The 16096-nt window shown below is 41.9% G+C and carries 13 protein-coding genes; 2 read left to right on the top strand and 11 right to left on the bottom strand.

The genetic code is table 11. The annotated features are described in order from the left end of the window. The first annotated feature begins 158 nt into the window (after positions 1-158). The gene (locus ACERC6_RS00215; protein WP_373627240.1) at positions 159-1571 is read left to right on the top strand and encodes an L-serine ammonia-lyase; all 1413 of its coding nucleotides are present in this window, start codon (positions 159-161) and stop codon (positions 1569-1571) included. 198 nt (positions 1572-1769) lie between these two features. Here the strand turns inward: ACERC6_RS00215 and ACERC6_RS00210 are convergent, their stop codons facing one another. The 3 genes from ACERC6_RS00210 to xthA all read right to left on the bottom strand — a co-directional run bounded on the left by ACERC6_RS00210 (position 1770) and on the right by xthA (position 4084). Next, complete coding sequence (locus ACERC6_RS00210) at positions 1770-1958, bottom strand: NF038104 family lipoprotein (protein WP_284674521.1); 189 nt, start codon at positions 1956-1958, stop codon at positions 1770-1772. A 31-nt stretch (positions 1959-1989) separates the two neighbouring features. Beyond that, positions 1990-3207 carry a bifunctional glutamate N-acetyltransferase/amino-acid acetyltransferase ArgJ gene (gene argJ / locus ACERC6_RS00205; protein ID WP_373627239.1) on the bottom strand — a complete coding sequence of 406 codons (1218 nt, stop codon included), beginning with the start codon at positions 3205-3207 and terminating at the stop codon, positions 1990-1992. 61 nt (positions 3208-3268) lie between these two features. Continuing rightward, positions 3269-4084: an exodeoxyribonuclease III gene (xthA, locus tag ACERC6_RS00200; RefSeq protein ID WP_373627238.1), complete on the bottom strand. Its 816-nt coding sequence runs from the start codon at positions 4082-4084 to the stop codon at positions 3269-3271. A 136-nt stretch (positions 4085-4220) separates the two neighbouring features. On the opposite strand from xthA, the gene ACERC6_RS00195 reads away from it, so the two are divergent. Further along, a complete protein-coding gene (locus ACERC6_RS00195) occupies positions 4221-4661 on the top strand; it encodes a thioesterase family protein (protein ID WP_373627237.1) in 441 nt (146 codons plus the stop codon). Positions 4662-4783: 122 nt separating this feature from the next. On the opposite strand, the gene ACERC6_RS00190 is transcribed toward ACERC6_RS00195, so the two are convergent. The 8 genes from ACERC6_RS00190 to ACERC6_RS00155 form a co-directional block, all read right to left on the bottom strand. Next, the gene (locus ACERC6_RS00190) at positions 4784-5650 is read right to left on the bottom strand and encodes an SDR family oxidoreductase (RefSeq protein WP_373627236.1); all 867 of its coding nucleotides are present in this window, start codon (positions 5648-5650) and stop codon (positions 4784-4786) included. 91 nt (positions 5651-5741) lie between these two features. Then, positions 5742-6713 (bottom strand): protease SohB, encoded by a 972-nt coding sequence (sohB, locus tag ACERC6_RS00185; protein ID WP_373627235.1) that lies wholly within the window; start codon positions 6711-6713, stop codon positions 5742-5744. Positions 6714-6817: 104 nt separating this feature from the next. Further along, positions 6818-8671, bottom strand: a complete 1854-nt coding sequence (locus ACERC6_RS00180) for a potassium/proton antiporter (protein ID WP_284674528.1) — start codon at positions 8669-8671, stop codon at positions 6818-6820. Between the two features lie 264 nt (positions 8672-8935). Beyond that, positions 8936-10534, bottom strand: coding sequence for an ABC transporter ATP-binding protein (locus ACERC6_RS00175; protein WP_373627234.1), 1599 nt, complete (start codon positions 10532-10534; stop codon positions 8936-8938). A 20-nt stretch (positions 10535-10554) separates the two neighbouring features. After that, on the bottom strand, positions 10555-11448 hold the full coding sequence (gene oppC, locus ACERC6_RS00170; RefSeq protein WP_373627233.1) for an oligopeptide ABC transporter permease OppC: 894 nt from the start codon (positions 11446-11448) through the stop codon (positions 10555-10557). A gap of 18 nt (positions 11449-11466) precedes the next feature. After that, the gene (gene oppB, locus ACERC6_RS00165) at positions 11467-12387 is read right to left on the bottom strand and encodes an oligopeptide ABC transporter permease OppB (RefSeq protein WP_373627231.1); all 921 of its coding nucleotides are present in this window, start codon (positions 12385-12387) and stop codon (positions 11467-11469) included. A gap of 336 nt (positions 12388-12723) precedes the next feature. Beyond that, complete coding sequence (locus ACERC6_RS00160) at positions 12724-14346, bottom strand: ABC transporter substrate-binding protein (protein ID WP_373627230.1); 1623 nt, start codon at positions 14344-14346, stop codon at positions 12724-12726. Positions 14347-14361: 15 nt separating this feature from the next. Beyond that, positions 14362-16020, bottom strand: coding sequence for an ABC transporter substrate-binding protein (locus ACERC6_RS00155; protein ID WP_284672787.1), 1659 nt, complete (start codon positions 16018-16020; stop codon positions 14362-14364). Positions 16021-16096: the final 76 nt, after the last annotated feature.

Genomic DNA, 16096 nt, shown 5'->3' with positions numbered 1-16096 from the left:
TAATATCCTTAACGATTGATAAAATCAAATATCCGACCAAAACACTCAGATTTGACAAGTTTGAATTTTATGATTGATTTGGTATCAAATATGGGCATTTTGTTTTGTGTTATTTTGTGGCATAATGGCAAAAAAATGATTAGATCTAAGGAGTGGTCATGATTAGTGTTTTTGATTTATTTAAAATTGGTATTGGGCCGTCCAGTTCGCATACGGTTGGACCAATGGTAGCGGCAAGTCGTTTTTTATCACTATTAGGCGAACGCATCAATCAAGTTAAGCAAGTGCGAGTGGACTTGTATGGTTCGCTATCTGCTACAGGCAAAGGGCACGCTACCGATACAGCAACAATCTTGGGTTTGCTTGGGCATAAGCCACGAACCATTGACACCACCAAAACCGAAAGCTATCTACACCCTGTCATGGAAGATGGCGTGATGATGCTAGGTGGCGTACAACAGATTGCCTTTGATTATGGTCGAGATGTTGTATGGTATGACGATGTTACCCTGCCTTTTCACCCCAATGGCATGACTTTAACCGCCTTATTTGATGAAGGCGAATCCATTAACCAGACTTATTACTCAATTGGTGGTGGCTTTGTGATGGACGATAAGGAAATCAATGCAGAATCAGTCCATGATGATGAATGTCAATACCCCTACCCATTTAGGCTTGCTTCTGAATTATCTGCCATCTGCGAAGCAAAATCATGGAATATTGCAGAGCTGATGCAACACAACGAAACTGCCATTAGAAGTGAAGAAGAAGTCAAAAACTACCTAAATGAAATTTGGGAAGTCATGCAGGCGTGCGTTACAGAAGGCTGTAAAAAAGACGGTATCTTGCCAGGCGGTCTAAATGTCAAAAGAAGAGCTAAAGCTCTGTATGATCAGCTATCCAAAGAATATGGCAAATCCACTGATGGCGGACTGTTAGCAATGGACTGGGTGGATTTATACGCCCTAGCGGTCAATGAAGAGAATGCTGCAGGCGGTAAAGTGGTAACCGCCCCCACTAATGGTGCAGCAGGCATTATTCCTGCAGTTTTGCATTATTATCGTGGGTTTATTCCTGAATTTAGTTATCAAGGCGTGCGAGATTTCTTGTTGGTAGCAGGAGCAATCGGTGCACTCATCAAACAAAATGCTTCTATTTCAGGTGCGGAAGTTGGCTGTCAAGGCGAGGTAGGTTCAGCCTGTGCGATGGCGGCGGCAGGACTTGCCCATGTCATGGGCGGTTCGGTCGCTCAATGCCTAAATGCTGCCGAGATCGGTCTTGAACATAACCTAGGATTAACCTGCGATCCCATCGCAGGATTGGTACAGGTCCCCTGTATTGAGCGAAATGCGATGGCATCGGTCAAAGCAATCAATGCTGCTCGCCTTGCCTTGCGTGGCGATGGTTCTCATCATGTCTCACTGGATAAGGCAATCTTAACCATGAAAGAGACAGGAAAAGACATGATGGATAAATACAAAGAAACTGCTCGTGGTGGTCTTGCGGTCTATGCCGACAACCGCATTCCGACCGCAAGCGTTGGCGTAATGGTGGGTTTTAGTCAGTGCTAAGATATCCATCAGCCCTAAAATCAAGCCAATAAAAAGAGCGATATGCTTTTTTATTGGCTAATTAAATACTTAGAGCAGTAAATACTTAAAACAGCAAGTTTTTAACAATTAAAGTAGCAGGCTTAATTAAGCTAAGTATCATGGATCGTAAAGCCTTGCACCTTCTTACAAAGATGCGGTCTTTTGGATAAACGCACATCAGTGCTTTTCTTTTTCTTTTTTATTATCATCTGGAACAACTGCCCGCACCACAGCCACCGTGCCTTTTACCACACCTTTGGTGGTCTTATAAGCAATTTTCACAGGTGTTGTTACAACCTTATGTACACAGGCTTGCAACACCAAGCCTGACAACCCAAGCGTTATTATCAATATCAATTTTTTCACGGTTATCTTATCTTTTTAGAACCCTAATCAGCTAGCTACGATAATCAGCATTGATACTGACATAATCGTGCGATAAATCGCAAGTATAAACCGTATCAACATAAGCTGTATCATACCCCAAATCAATACTGACGGTAATTTCAGGGCGATTCATCACCGCTTGACCTAGGCTTTCTGTATAGCCATCAACCAGACCGCCACGCTGACAGATGACAACTTCATCAAGCAAGACATTAACACAAGCCTGATCAATAGATGCACCCGCATAACCAACCGCCGCCAAAATCCTTCCCCAATTCGGATCAGACGCAAAAAATGCCGTCTTTACAAGCGGTGAATGTGCCACTGCATAAGCAACTTTGGTACAATCATTAAGACTTTGACCACCTGACACCTTTACCGTGATGAACTTGCTCGCTCCTTCGCCATCTCGTACGATAAGCTGAGCAATTTTTAGCATGACTTCTTTGATTAACTCAAATACTACCTGATAGTGGGCATGATTTTCATCATCAATAAGCGTACCCACTTTTCCTGTAGCAATGAGCGTACAGCAGTCATTGGTTGATGTATCGCCATCAACGGTAATGCGGTTAAAAGTCTGATTGGTGAGCGTAGCTAGGATTCGTTGTAAGAGTGGCCGGCTGATATTAGCATCCGTTGCTACAAAACCAAGCATGGTTGCCATATTTGGACGAATCATACCCGCCCCTTTACTAATACCAGTAACAGTATAGGTTGTGCCGTCAATAGTTGTCTGCACGCTATGCCCCTTTGGCGTGGTATCAGTGGTCATGATGGCATAAGCAGCGTTTAGCCAGTTGTCTGCTTTTAGGTCTGCTAACGCAGCATCAAGCCCAGCGATAATGCGTTCGCTTGGCAATCGCTCGCCAATTACCCCTGTAGAATATGGCAACACCTCTACCATATCCACACCGGTTTTATTCGCCAAAGCCTGACAGACTGCCATCGCCCTATTAATCCCTTCTTGACCCGTAGCAGCATTGGCATTTCCTGTATTAATGACAAGATAGCAAGGCATGGTTTTGGAGATATGCGACCGAACCACTTGCACAGGGGCGGCAGCAAAGGCGTTTTGGGTGGTAACCACCGCCACATTTGCTTTGTCGCTAATCTCAAATATGCTTAAATCACGGCGATTTTCATAACGCACCGCCGCCTCTGCAATACCAATTCTTACCCCATTGATGGGCAATAAAGGCACTAAGTTTACATCACCTACAGGCATAAGACCTCTTTATTTATCTAAAATTCACTGATTATTTGGGTTGTGATAAACACACAAGCGATTACAATGCAAATCTCGCCCAAATTGGTGCATGGTCAGACGGCTTCTCCAATCCACGAATATCATAGCTAATCCCTGCATCCACACAGTCGGCGATGAGTTTATCCGTACACAAAATATGGTCGATGCGTAATCCTCGTTTTGGTGTATCCTCAAAACCCTTTGAACGGTAATCAAACCAGCTAAATTCATCAGCACTATCAGGCTTAAACTTGCGATAAGTGTCGTGCAAATCACGACTCATTAAAGCATCATACCACTCTCTTTCTTCTGGCAAAAATGAACAAGTGCCATTTTTTAACCAGCGTTTAGCATTTTGTTCACCAATACCAACATCACAATCATGCGGTGAGATGTTCATATCCCCCATGATAATCAGCTCTCGCCCTTGACCTTTTAGTTCATCAATATAAGTATTTAAATCCGCATAAAAAGCACGCTTCATGGGAAATTTAATCTCATGATCTCGGTTTTCGCCTTGTGGAAAATAGCCATTAATCACATCAATCTGACGCCCACCTACTTCAAATCTGGCATGAATCAAACGCCTTTGGGCATCAGCATCGGCAAAAGGGAAGCCCTTTTGCACAAAAATCGGTTTAGATTTTGATAAAATCGCCACACCATAATGGGCTTTTTGTCCAAAAAACTCCACATGATAGCCCAAGCTCTTAACATCAATCAGCGGAAATGCCTCATCATGCACTTTGGTTTCTTGTAATCCAATGATGTCCGCTCCCAACATATCACGCACAGCAACAAGTTGATGCGGTCTGGCACGCAGCCCATTGATATTAAAGCTCACAAAAGTTGTCATGTCTTAATCTCTATCTATAAAAATGATGCTATTGTAACAAACTTTTGATAAAAATTTTGCAAATTTTGCATGACTTTGCTAAATTGGGCGTAGCATAATGCCAATTTAGATAACTCACCCACCATCAGGATACACCATGAATAGCCCTATTTTTCATCATACTTATAAAGTCTATATCAATCACACAGACGCAGGTGGCATCGTCTATCATGCCAATCACCTGACCTTTTTTGAAAATTGTCGCAGAGATTGGCTAAGCTCGCTTGGGTTTCATGGTTATTTTTTTGATGCTGATGGTGTGGCAGGTGGTACAGACAGCCATGATGGAAAAATTCACTTTGTGGTCGCTCGTGCCGATTTGACCTATAAATTACCACTCTTTGTTGATGATGTGCTGATTGTTACCGTGCAAAAGATGACAAAAAAGTCCGCCAGTCTTATTCTAACCCAACATATTTATCGCTCGTATGATGATTTTAAAAGCGGTAAGGTTGCAAGTACTGGCGTGATTACCTTAGCTTGCGTTATCAATAGCGATGATGGCATTCGCCCCTGTCAACTGCCTCGCACCTTTTAACAGCACCACCAAGTCATTTGTGATCGCCTAGAAAAAGGAGCGGTACTACCTACTGCTCCTTTTTTATGCTCTTTATTTTAAAGCAAGTCAGTTATCAAGACTACCAAATCACAACCACCAAATCACAAAAACTTAGTAATCAATCGCAGTGGCAAATACTTCATGCCCAGACCAATTGGCAACCACGGCCATGCAGGCACATATGCTTCATCAACTTTCGCTTCAATCGCTTTGACAATCACATCAGCACCCTCCTCTTCTTCAACTTCAAAAGGTAGGTATTTTGCTCCAATATTTAAATCAGTACGAACATATCCTGGATAGATGGTTGATACCGTGATAGGCAGTTTTTCAGTGATGGAATCAGCACGAATTCCCTCTGCCAATGTTGCAAGCCCTGCCTTAGCTGCAGCATAGGTGGTTAAATGGCGTGGCAGACCACGCACAGCCGACATGCTAGATATGACCACCAGATGACCACTATTTTGACGGCGGAAAATCTGCATGGCAGATTCACACTGTGCCAATGCAGAGATGAAGTTGGTCTCAGCGGTAGCACGGTTAATGGCAAAACGACCATAACCAATCACACGGCTGTCCCCAACCCCTGCATTCACAATGATTTTATCAATGGTTGTGCCATTTGCCTGCACTTCTTTATCAAAGTCATCGAACACCAAGAATACATCATCATAGATGGTAACATCAAGTGGGCGAACATAAACCTTGATGCCAAACTCTTGCTCAAGCTCTGCTTTTAGTGCCTCTAGGCGGTCAAGCCGTCTGGCACAGATTGCCAAATCATAACCTAAAAAAGCAAACTTACGAGCCATCATCGCCCCAAGTCCTGAGCTTGCCCCTGTAATTAGAACAACTTTACCTTGACCGATGCCACGAATGTCTTTTAAATCTTTAATTTTATTAAACCGGTTTGCCACCACACGACCAAACTTATCCGCTTTAGCAAACAACTCTTCTAATCTTTTCATAACTTACCCACAAAACAACTTAAAAAATAAGTAGCTATTTTAGCGTATTTTTTGGTAAAATTCTAATAATTTACTGTGTACAATCAATCACTTAAGGGCGATTAATCTTCGCCAAAAACTCGGCAGCTCTTAAGCCAGCTTTACCAACAAAGTCTGTTATAGAAACGCCAATTTGCTCATCTAAGCCTAATTTTTCTAGCAAATTTGGCTTGGTGCGTAAGTTTAATGCAAAGACATTGTGATTATCCATTAATCCCAAAATATACGCATCTGATGTGCCAAGCTCATCAATCAAGCCCAAAGTATGGGCGTCTTTACCAAACCAAAACTCGCCTGTCGCTACTTTTTCAATATCTAGGCGTGGTCGATGTGAGGCAACATGATTTTTAAACAACCAATGAATGCGTTCTAGTTCAGATTGGTATTTTTCACGGTCTTTATCATCATTTTTATCAAACATGGTAACGGTGCGTTTATATTCCCCTGCTGTAAAAGACTCAATATTGATGTCGTGTTTTTTAAGAAAATCATAAAAGTTCGGCATTTGGCTAACCACACCGATAGAACCAACGATAGAAAAAGATACACCAATAATCTTATCAGCCACGCACGCCATCATATAGCCACCACTGGCAGCGATTTTATCCACACAGACGGTTAAAGACAGCTGAGCTTCTTTAATTCTTTGCAACTGTTCAGCAGCCAGTCCATAAGCATGCACCTGACCACCACCACTTTCAAGACGAATCACCACCTCATCGTTGGCTTTAGCCACGCTAATAATGGCACTAATCTCTTCACGAAGCTGTGATACGGCACTTGCTTTGATGTCGCCATCAAAATCTAGCACATAGATGGTTTTGGCATCAACTTGCTTATTGGTTGTCTTATCCTGCCCTTTTTCTTTAGCATTTGACTTAGCCAAAGACAAAAGTTTAGATAGACAACCACCACAATCATCGGCAGTAACTACTTGCTCAAACTCTTGTCGTTGCTTTTTTTGGACTTTGTTTAAGTGAGTGATTTGTAACTCTACTGGTTTTTTTGATGAAAAAAGTAGCATATTAACCCTTAAAATTTTATAGCATGGTTGATAAAAACTTTTATGCAAATTCACTAAAAATAAATTGGTGCGGTGTTTTTCAAGTTCAGCCAAACGGCAGACCCTTAGCTGTCTGTTGTATTTTTTAGACCTACGCCACGCAAGCGACCGTACCCATCAATATCACGAACAATCAGCGACCAAGCATCATTGAGTCTCACCTCATCGCCCTTGACAGGCTCCGCCTTAAAATGTGATAGCATGAACTCTTCAACCGTCTGATCACGAGCATCGCTCAAAGTTTGCATCAACTCATCATCAATACCAGCCAAGCCTGTGGCACTAGGCGATAAAGTAAACATATCTAAAGCACTGGCAACGGGTGCGATTTTACTAAAACGATTTTGACTAAGGCTACGAGTTGCCAAATTATAAAATGGTAAATCCATGATGCGTGCGTGTGGAGACAACAGCCAATCACCATAAAACTCACTGGTTTTTTGATATTGAGTAGCGGAGTTGTTAAAAACCTTAGCAATATTACCCGCCCAATCACCCAGCAGAGCATACCAAACAATATCGCCAACTTTAAGCACTGTATCATCGTCAACATGCACAAGATGACTGCCACGAACAACAGCGAAGACGCTGATTTCTTGAGGATTTACCTTTCCTGAAATGTCTTGTGGGTGGCGACCAATGGCAAACGCACCGGGCTTAACCTCAAACTCATATAAAGTTATATTGGCTTGATCACCCACCCAAATTTCATGTTCAGCCTTAGGTTCAGCATCGGTTGGCACCCAAACTTTAAACAACCGAGACATGAATGGAATTGTTGTGCCTTGTGCCAGCAAAGATAAAATCACCACACCAAAGACGATGTCAAACGCTAAATTTGCCCCTACAACACCGCTGACCACAGGAATGATGGCCAGTGTGATTGGTACTGCACCTCTTAGACCAACCCACGAGATAAAACCAATCTCTTTTAGACGAAAGCCAAATGGTATTAGGCTTGTTGCCACCGCAATCGGACGAGCTACAAATAACAAGAATAAAAAGATTGCCAGTGAATAATACCACTCTTCAATCATTCTTGATGGTGTAACTAATAGACCCAACACCACAAATAGTACTGCTTGTGATAGCCAAGCAAAACTATCCATGACACGCAAAACATGTTCTGTAGCACGGACTTTGGTATTGCCAATGATGACACCTGCCAAATACACCGCCAAAAATCCACTGCCCCCAAATAAGTTGGTCGCACCAAACACCGCCATACCTGCTGACATGATTAAAATGGCGTACATACCATCAGCCAAATGCACCTTTGGTAATAACTTAGATAACAACCAACCTGCCGCCAATCCTGTAATCAGACCAACTAAAATCTGTTGGGTTAGCATTAGGATGATGCTGCCGATTGTTTGACTCTCTGGATTGAGATTCAAAGCAATCATGACCGTAACCAACAAAATTGCCAAAGGGTCATTCGTGCCAGATTCCAACTCAAGTGTGGCCTGCACACGGTCATTGAGCTTGACCCCGCCATTTCTAAGTAGGCTAAAAACCGCTGCAGCGTCAGTTGAGCCAACAATCGCTGCCATCAAAAAACCCAATCGCCAATCAATATCAAGTAGCCAGCTAACAAAAAGACCCAATGCACAAACCGTTGCAATAACGCCCCAAGTTGCCAGTGTAATCGCAGGTTTTAGACCGACACGAAAAGATTGGAATGAAGTGCGAAGTCCACCATCAAGCAAGATGCAGGCAAGTGCTGCCTGACCAATGAAATTTGCGGCAGAATACTCCTGAAATTCAATACCCAGCACCCCTTCTTCGCCAGCAAGCATGCCCACACCCAAGAAAAACAACAACAAAGGCACACCCAAGCGTGCTGACAAGGTGTTTGTCATGATGCTGATAAAAATCAGCATAGAAGTAACAAGATAAATGATATTTAAAGTATCCATCGGCGAAGAAATGCTCCTTTTGGTAAATAACCCGCTTGACAAGTAACGGCTAATTTGGCTTTATTACCACAAATAAATCAGCTAATACTATCACAATATACCGTCAAATTTCCATAACAAACTCATCAATTTAATCGGTTTTTTCATATTAAACATAGTTATTGATTATACTAATTGTATTTAGTGCATAGAATATCAAAAACCACCCAAGCCGATATTCCGACAAAGGTGGTTTTATGGTAGTGATTTAAAGAGTTAAGTCAATCAAGATAGGTTTGATGCCTGTACCAAAATCTTGGTGTACTCTTCTTGTGGGTTTTCAAAAATCTGCTCGGCAGTACCCTCTTCGATAACTTCGCCTTTACTCATCACCATCACACGGTCAGATAAAGCACGAACCACAGACAAATCATGGCTGATGAAAATATAGCTTAGTCCATATTTGCGTTGCAGGTCATTTAACAGCTCAACCACCATAATTTGGGTTGATCGGTCAAGTGCTGAAGTTGGCTCGTCCAGAAGAACAAACTTAGGTTCTAAAATAATTGCACGAGCAATGGCGATGCGTTGACGCTGACCGCCTGAAAACTCATGCGGATAGCGGTTAATCATTATAGGTGATAGATTAACCTCTTTGAGTATCTTCACCACTTTTTGACGACGCTCCTCTTTGGTCATCTGCGGAAAATGTACCGTCAGACCCTCACCAACAATCTCCCCCACCGTTAAGCGTGGCGACAGCGAGTTAAATGGGTCTTGAAAAACAATTTGCATATCACGGCGAAGCACATCACGCTCTTTGGCATTCATCTGCTTGATGGGTCTGCCACCAAAGCTAATTTCTCCTGTAGATTCCACAATTTGCATGATGGCACGACCAATGGTTGATTTACCAGAACCAGATTCACCCACAATCCCTAAAGTCTCCCCCTCTTTTAGGTGAAGAGAGATGCCCTTGACCGCACTAAAGGCCTTGGTTGGTTTACCAAAGAAACTACGCTCCATCACATAATCTACATGCACTTTGTTAGCAGTAATGATATCTGGCACACCCTCTCCCAATAACGGCTTTTGATTCATTGGGATTGGCATCAGCAGCTCTTTGGTGTATTTATGCTGTGGTTGATTAAATACGCTTTGAGTATCACCTCGTTCGATAATCACCCCATGTTGCATGATACACACTTGATGGCTATACCTTCTAACCAAACGCAAATCATGAGAAATCAAGATGATTGCCATGCCAAGATCTTTTTGTAATTGCATGAGCAAATCTAAAATCTCAGCTTGAGTGGTAACATCAAGTGCTGTGGTTGGTTCGTCAGCAATGAGCAAGTCAGGCTTATTGATGATTGTCATTGCAATCATAATACGCTGAAGCTGACCGCCTGAAAACTCATGCGGATAACAGTCCATCTTACGCTCAGCATCAGGGATTTTCACCGTTTCAAGGGTTTCCAATGCCATTTGACGAGCCTGTTTTTGGCTGATGTTTGGGTTGTGAATACACACCGCTTCGGCAACTTGTTTACCGATTTTCACAAAAGGATTAAGACTGGTCATTGGCTCTTGGAAAATCATGCCAATGCGGTCGCCCCTTAAGGATCGCATTTGTTTTTCAGACAGTTTTAAAATCTCTTTGCCATCAAAAACAACCGAAGAATTCTGACCAAATGTAGCAATCTTTTTGGGCAATAACTGCATGATTGCCATACTGGTAACTGACTTACCCGAACCTGATTCACCCACAATGGCAAGTGTCTGCCCACGATTTAGGCTAAATGTCATGTCTTTGACAACATGAACATTTTCCTCATCAGTCTTTAAAAATATATCTAAGTCTTTAACTTCTAATAGTGCCATCTTCTCATCCTACCATTCGATTATTTATCTTTAGGGTCTAAGGCATCGCGTAAGCCATCGCCTAAAAAGTTAAAACAGAACAATGTCGCTACCAAAAATATTGATGGAATGAGAAGTTGCCACGGTGCTACTTGCATACTTTGAGCTCCTTCTTGTAGCAATGCACCCCAACTGGTCATTGGTTCTTGTACTCCCAATCCTAAGAAACTTAGGAAGGATTCAAACAAAATCATGCCTGGCACAATGAGTGATGCATAAATTACAACCAACCCTAAGACATTTGGCACAATATGACGCATAATGATGCCAGTACTAGAGACGCCTGTGATTTTTGCAGCTTCAACAAATTCTTTATTTTTTAGGCTTAAAGTTTGTCCACGCACGATACGAGCGACATCCAACCATGACACCATACCAATTGCCACAAAGATTAAGAAAATATTTCTACCGAACAAAGTTACGAGTAAAATCACAAAAAACATAAAGGGGAAAGCGTTTAACACATCCAAAAAACGCATGAGCAACATATCCACTTTACCGCCCAAGTAGCCTGATAAAGCACCATAGATAGTACCAATCAATACCGCAACGAACGCACCTGCCACACCTACCATAAGCGAAATGCGACCACCAACAGCAACACGAACAAGCAAATCTCTACCAATCGGATCTGTGCCAAAATAATGTCCTGAGCTTAGTGAAGGTGCAGTACCCATACTCGCCCAATCAGTGTGGTCATAAGTATAAGGTATGAACATTGGTGCAAAAATAACAAAAATGGTAATAATTAGCAGAATTAATGCACTAGCAATGGCGGCTTTATTTCGGCGAAAGCGTCGCCACGCATCCTGCCAAAGACTGCGTCCTTTAACATCATCAAGGTTGTGAGGCTTTATGGTTGCATCAATAGACATAAAACATCCTTTTTTATTTTAATATTTGATTTTTGGATCAATGAGTGCGTATAAAATATCAACGATAGCATTAAATGTAATTGTTAGCACTCCCACCAGGATGGTTAGGCTTAGCACCAAACTATAATCACGGTTTAATGCCCCATTGACAAAGAGCTGACCAATGCCTGGCAGACCAAAAATTGACTCAATCACGATAGAGCCTGTAATAATACCTACAAAAGCAGGTCCCAAAAATGAGATAACAGGCAACATCGCAGGACGCAAAGCGTGTTTAAAGACAATGTGAGAGGTTGGCAAGCCTTTTGCTTTGGTGGTGCGGATATAAGGGCTGTTTAGCACTTCAATCATAGAACCCCTTGTTACCCTTGCGATGCTAGAGGCGTAACCAAGAGCTAACGTGCCCACAGGTAGGATAAGATTTGGCAATGCACCACTATTCCAACCCCCTGCTGGCAGTACCTGCCAAATAACAGCAAACAACAAGACAAGCAATGGACCTTTTACAAAACTTGGCATGACCACACCTGTCATGGCAACCGTCATGAGTGCATAGTCAAAAAAGGTATTTTGTTTTAAGGCGGCGATAACGCCAAGCGTGATGCCCAATACAAGTGCTATCACGAAGGCGTAAATACCTATCTCCACCGAGACAGGCAAAGACTGAGCAAGCAATTCATTGATGGTGTAATCTTTGTACTTAAAAGAAGGGCCAAAATCCCCCATGAAGAGTTGCTTTAGATAATTTAGGTATTGAAGCCATAACGGATCGTTTAAATTATATTTAGCTTCAATATTAGCAAGTACTGCAGGCGGTAAGTTACGCTCACCAGTAAATGGGCTACCAGGTGCCAAACGCATCATGAAAAATGACACAGTGATAAGAAACAACATGGTTGGCATCGCTTCTAAAAAACGCTTAAAAATCAGTTTTAACATAAAAAACCTTGTGTTCTAAATACCATGAACAAAAGCCAAAAACTTGCTAAATGCAGGTCTTGTCATCCATCTCAGGCTTGCTTTTTATCCTTGAATAGCGAGCCGATCTTGTATCAATGCCACCAATCACTTATCATCATATCTGCTAAGTGATTCAGTGATAAAGCTAGCGTATGATACCTAATTTATAGGAAATTGCACAAAATAATCATCAAGTTGTGCTAATTTATCCTGCTTTACAATCTATCTAATTATTCTAAATTACCAATAAATTAGGTAGATTTAGCGAATAAAAACAAGCATATTATTCAACATGCTTGTTTTTTCATACTTGCCTTATTTAACAGACCAATCTTTGACTAACCAGCCATTTAAAGGATCGGCCAATGAATCAGCATTAATATTGTTTTTAACCAAACGGTTGTAAACAGATACATACAAAAAGATTCCAGGGTTGTCTTTTTGTAGTATAGATTCTGCTTCATAATACAACTGCTTACGCTCTTCATCATTAGCCACCATCAATGTTTTATCAAGCACTTGATCAAAGGCGGCACTTTGATATTTACCTGTATTATTACCATTGTTTGTGCGTAACATGTTATAAAAACTTGATGGCTCATTATAATCAGCACACCAACCAGCCAGTGCCGAATCAAATTTTCCTTGACGGCGAGTATCCAATGAGGTTTTCCATTCTTGGTTGATGGTGCTAACATCCACCACGCCATCTGACTGCTGTTTCATCATAGAAGCAATGGCGGTGGTTAAGCGTTTGGCAGATTCACTGGTACTATATAGCAACTCAAATTGAAGAGGTTTACTGGTGCTATAGCCAGCTTCAGACAACAGCTTCATTGCCTGCTCGGTACGACCTTTCGCATCAAGAGATGCCCATGTAGGATCAATTCTCTTCATGCCATTGATGATTTCAGGGGTAAACTGATAAGAAGAAATCTCACCTCTTCCTAAAATCTGCTGAGTGATGGTGTCTCTGTTTACCAACATGGTTAACGCTTGACGCACTTTAGGGTCAGAAAACTGTGGCTTGTTCATATTATATTCAATATAAAAACTGCACAAACGAGGCGTAGTGCCAACTTCATTTGGGTGTTCGGACTTGATTTTGGCAAACTGCTCTGGTGGTATGCCTGCTGTAATATCAAGCTCACCTGCCTTATAACGATTGATCTCATTCGCCCCTTGAATGGGTAAAAACGATACTGTCTCAATCTTGGTATTGGCATTATCATGGTAGGCAGTATTACGCTCTAAGGTCAAATGACTATTAACCATCCATTCTTTGAGTTTATAAGCACCACTAACAACCATATTAGCAGGCTCAATCCATTTGTCGCCATGTTTTTCGATGACTGACTTTGGCACAGCATAAGTTACAGGCAGTAACATCAAGTCGGGCAAATACGGCACGGCTTCATCAAGTGTGATTTGTAGGGTGTGATCGTCAAGAGCCTTAACACCCAAAGCATCAACTTGTGCCTTACCTAAACTCACCGCTTTGGCATTTCTAACCTTTGCATCAACCAAGTATTCGCCATAAGGTGCACCTGTTTTAGGGTCAGTTAATCGTTGCATGGCATATACGAAGTCATGTGCTGTTAGCGGTTCTCCATTTGACCATGTTAGCCCTTGCTTAATGTTAAAAACCCATACTTTTTGGTCAGCACTTTCCCAGCTTTCGGCTGCCGAAGGGATTGTTTTGCCATCAGCATCAGATGCTGTTAGACCCATGAACATCTGGCGGATGATGTTGCCAGAGCCTACATCAGATGATTTTTGTGGATCTAAAGTTTCTGGCTCTGCACCATTACCAATATTTATATGACCTGTAGAGGCAGTGGACTGCACTGCTGCCTTATCATCCGCACCGCCACAGCCAGCAAGCACTAGCATGGTGCCTAGTACCGCACTACCAAGCAGTTTTTTATGTAAATTCATATGATTCTCCTTTAATCAATGCTTCAAAATTTTTATATCTTTGATATAGTAATTATTTAGTGGGTCTTTAGCTGAAAAGCCCTGCACATAAGGTTTAATTAGACGAGGTGAAACATATTGATACACGAAAATATTTGCCGAATCCTTATCTAACAAAGCCTCCGCTTGTCTATAGATATCGGCACGAGCCTCATCACTAACACCTGCTTCAAACGCACTATCCAATAGCTGGTCAAATGCTGGGTTATTGTACTTACCATTGTTGTTTGAGTCAGTAGAAAGAAGTGTATTTAGGAAAGTAGATGGTTCGTTGTAATCAGCACACCAACCACCACGAGCCATTTCATGATTTTGGTTGCGACGAGTCTCAAGATAGGTTTTCCACTCTTGGTTATTCAATGATACATCAACAAAGCCCAAACTATCCTTCCAGAATGATGCCGCTGCCACTGCCAATGTTTTATGTTGTTCACTGGTGTTATACAATAGCTCAAATTTCAAAGGATTTGATTCATTATAACCAGCTTCGTTTAATAAACGCTTAGCCTCGCTGATTCGCTTTGCATCATCCCAATTTTTCCATTCTGGCTCGTAAGGCTTGACACCATTAACTGCTTCTGGGGTGAATTGGTAGGCTACTTTTTGACCTTGTTTTAAGATGCTGTCTGTGATGATCTCACGACGCAGCGTCAAAGACAGTGCCTTACGCACACGCACATCGTTAAATGGTGCTTTGGTGTGATTAAATTCATAATAATAAGTACATAGTTTTGGCTGTGCAACCACTTGATCGCCCAATTCTTTTTTTAGCTGCTCAAACTGAGTCGGAGGTAGAGCATCGGCTGTAATGTCTAATTCACCCGCTTTAAAGCGTGCAACATTAACCGTATCTTGAGGGATTACCAAAAAAGTCGCCTCATCAATGGTGGTGTTAGCATCATCAAAATAGCTTGGGTTACGCTTGAGTACAATGCTTTCATTTACACGCCAATCTTGTAGAATATAAGGACCATTGCCCACAAAGTTGCCTACATTTGTCCATTTATCTCCCAGTGCTTCCACTGTTTTTTGATGTACAGGCTTAACAGATGTGTGGATCATCGCATCAGGAAAGTATGGCGTTGGCTGAGTCAATGTGATTTTAAGTGTCTTGTCATCAATCGCTTCTACACCTAGCGTTTCAGGCTTGGCTTTGCCATCAACAATCGCCTCTGCATTAAGTACTTTTAGACCTGACAGATAGGTAGCATAAGGAGATGAGGTTGCAGGATTTACCAAACGGCGAAAGCTATATACGAAGTCATGTGCTGTTACAGGCTCTCCATTAGACCAATTTGCATCACGCAGTTTAAATATCCATACTTTATTATCCTCAGATGACCATTCTAGTGCCATGGCTGGGATGGTTTTTCCATCTTGATCGGTCGTTGTTAGCCCCACAAGCATTTGACGCAGCAAGTTGGATTCTGGCACACCACTAACTTTGTGTGGATCTAAAGACTCTGGCTCTGCACCATTGCTGATGGTAATTTTTTGAACTTCGCTAAGCTCGCCAATTTTTTCGGCAACGGCAGACTGAGCGTCCTTTGTCTTGTCCTCACTGCCACACCCTGACAATGCAAACATACCGATTGCTACCATGCTTGCCAATAATGGTACTCTTAACTGCATCATATTTTCTCCTTTGTGATGATGTTTAATGAACTAGCAACATTCATTGTACAATTAGTTAACCAAAATAACAAGCATT

The organism is Moraxella sp. E33BD, from assembly GCF_041807865.1.
GTDB classification, from domain to species: domain Bacteria; phylum Pseudomonadota; class Gammaproteobacteria; order Pseudomonadales; family Moraxellaceae; genus Moraxella; species Moraxella haemolytica.
Note: the sequence above shows the minus strand (reverse complement) of the source record. Positions and strands in the feature narration are given on the sequence as shown.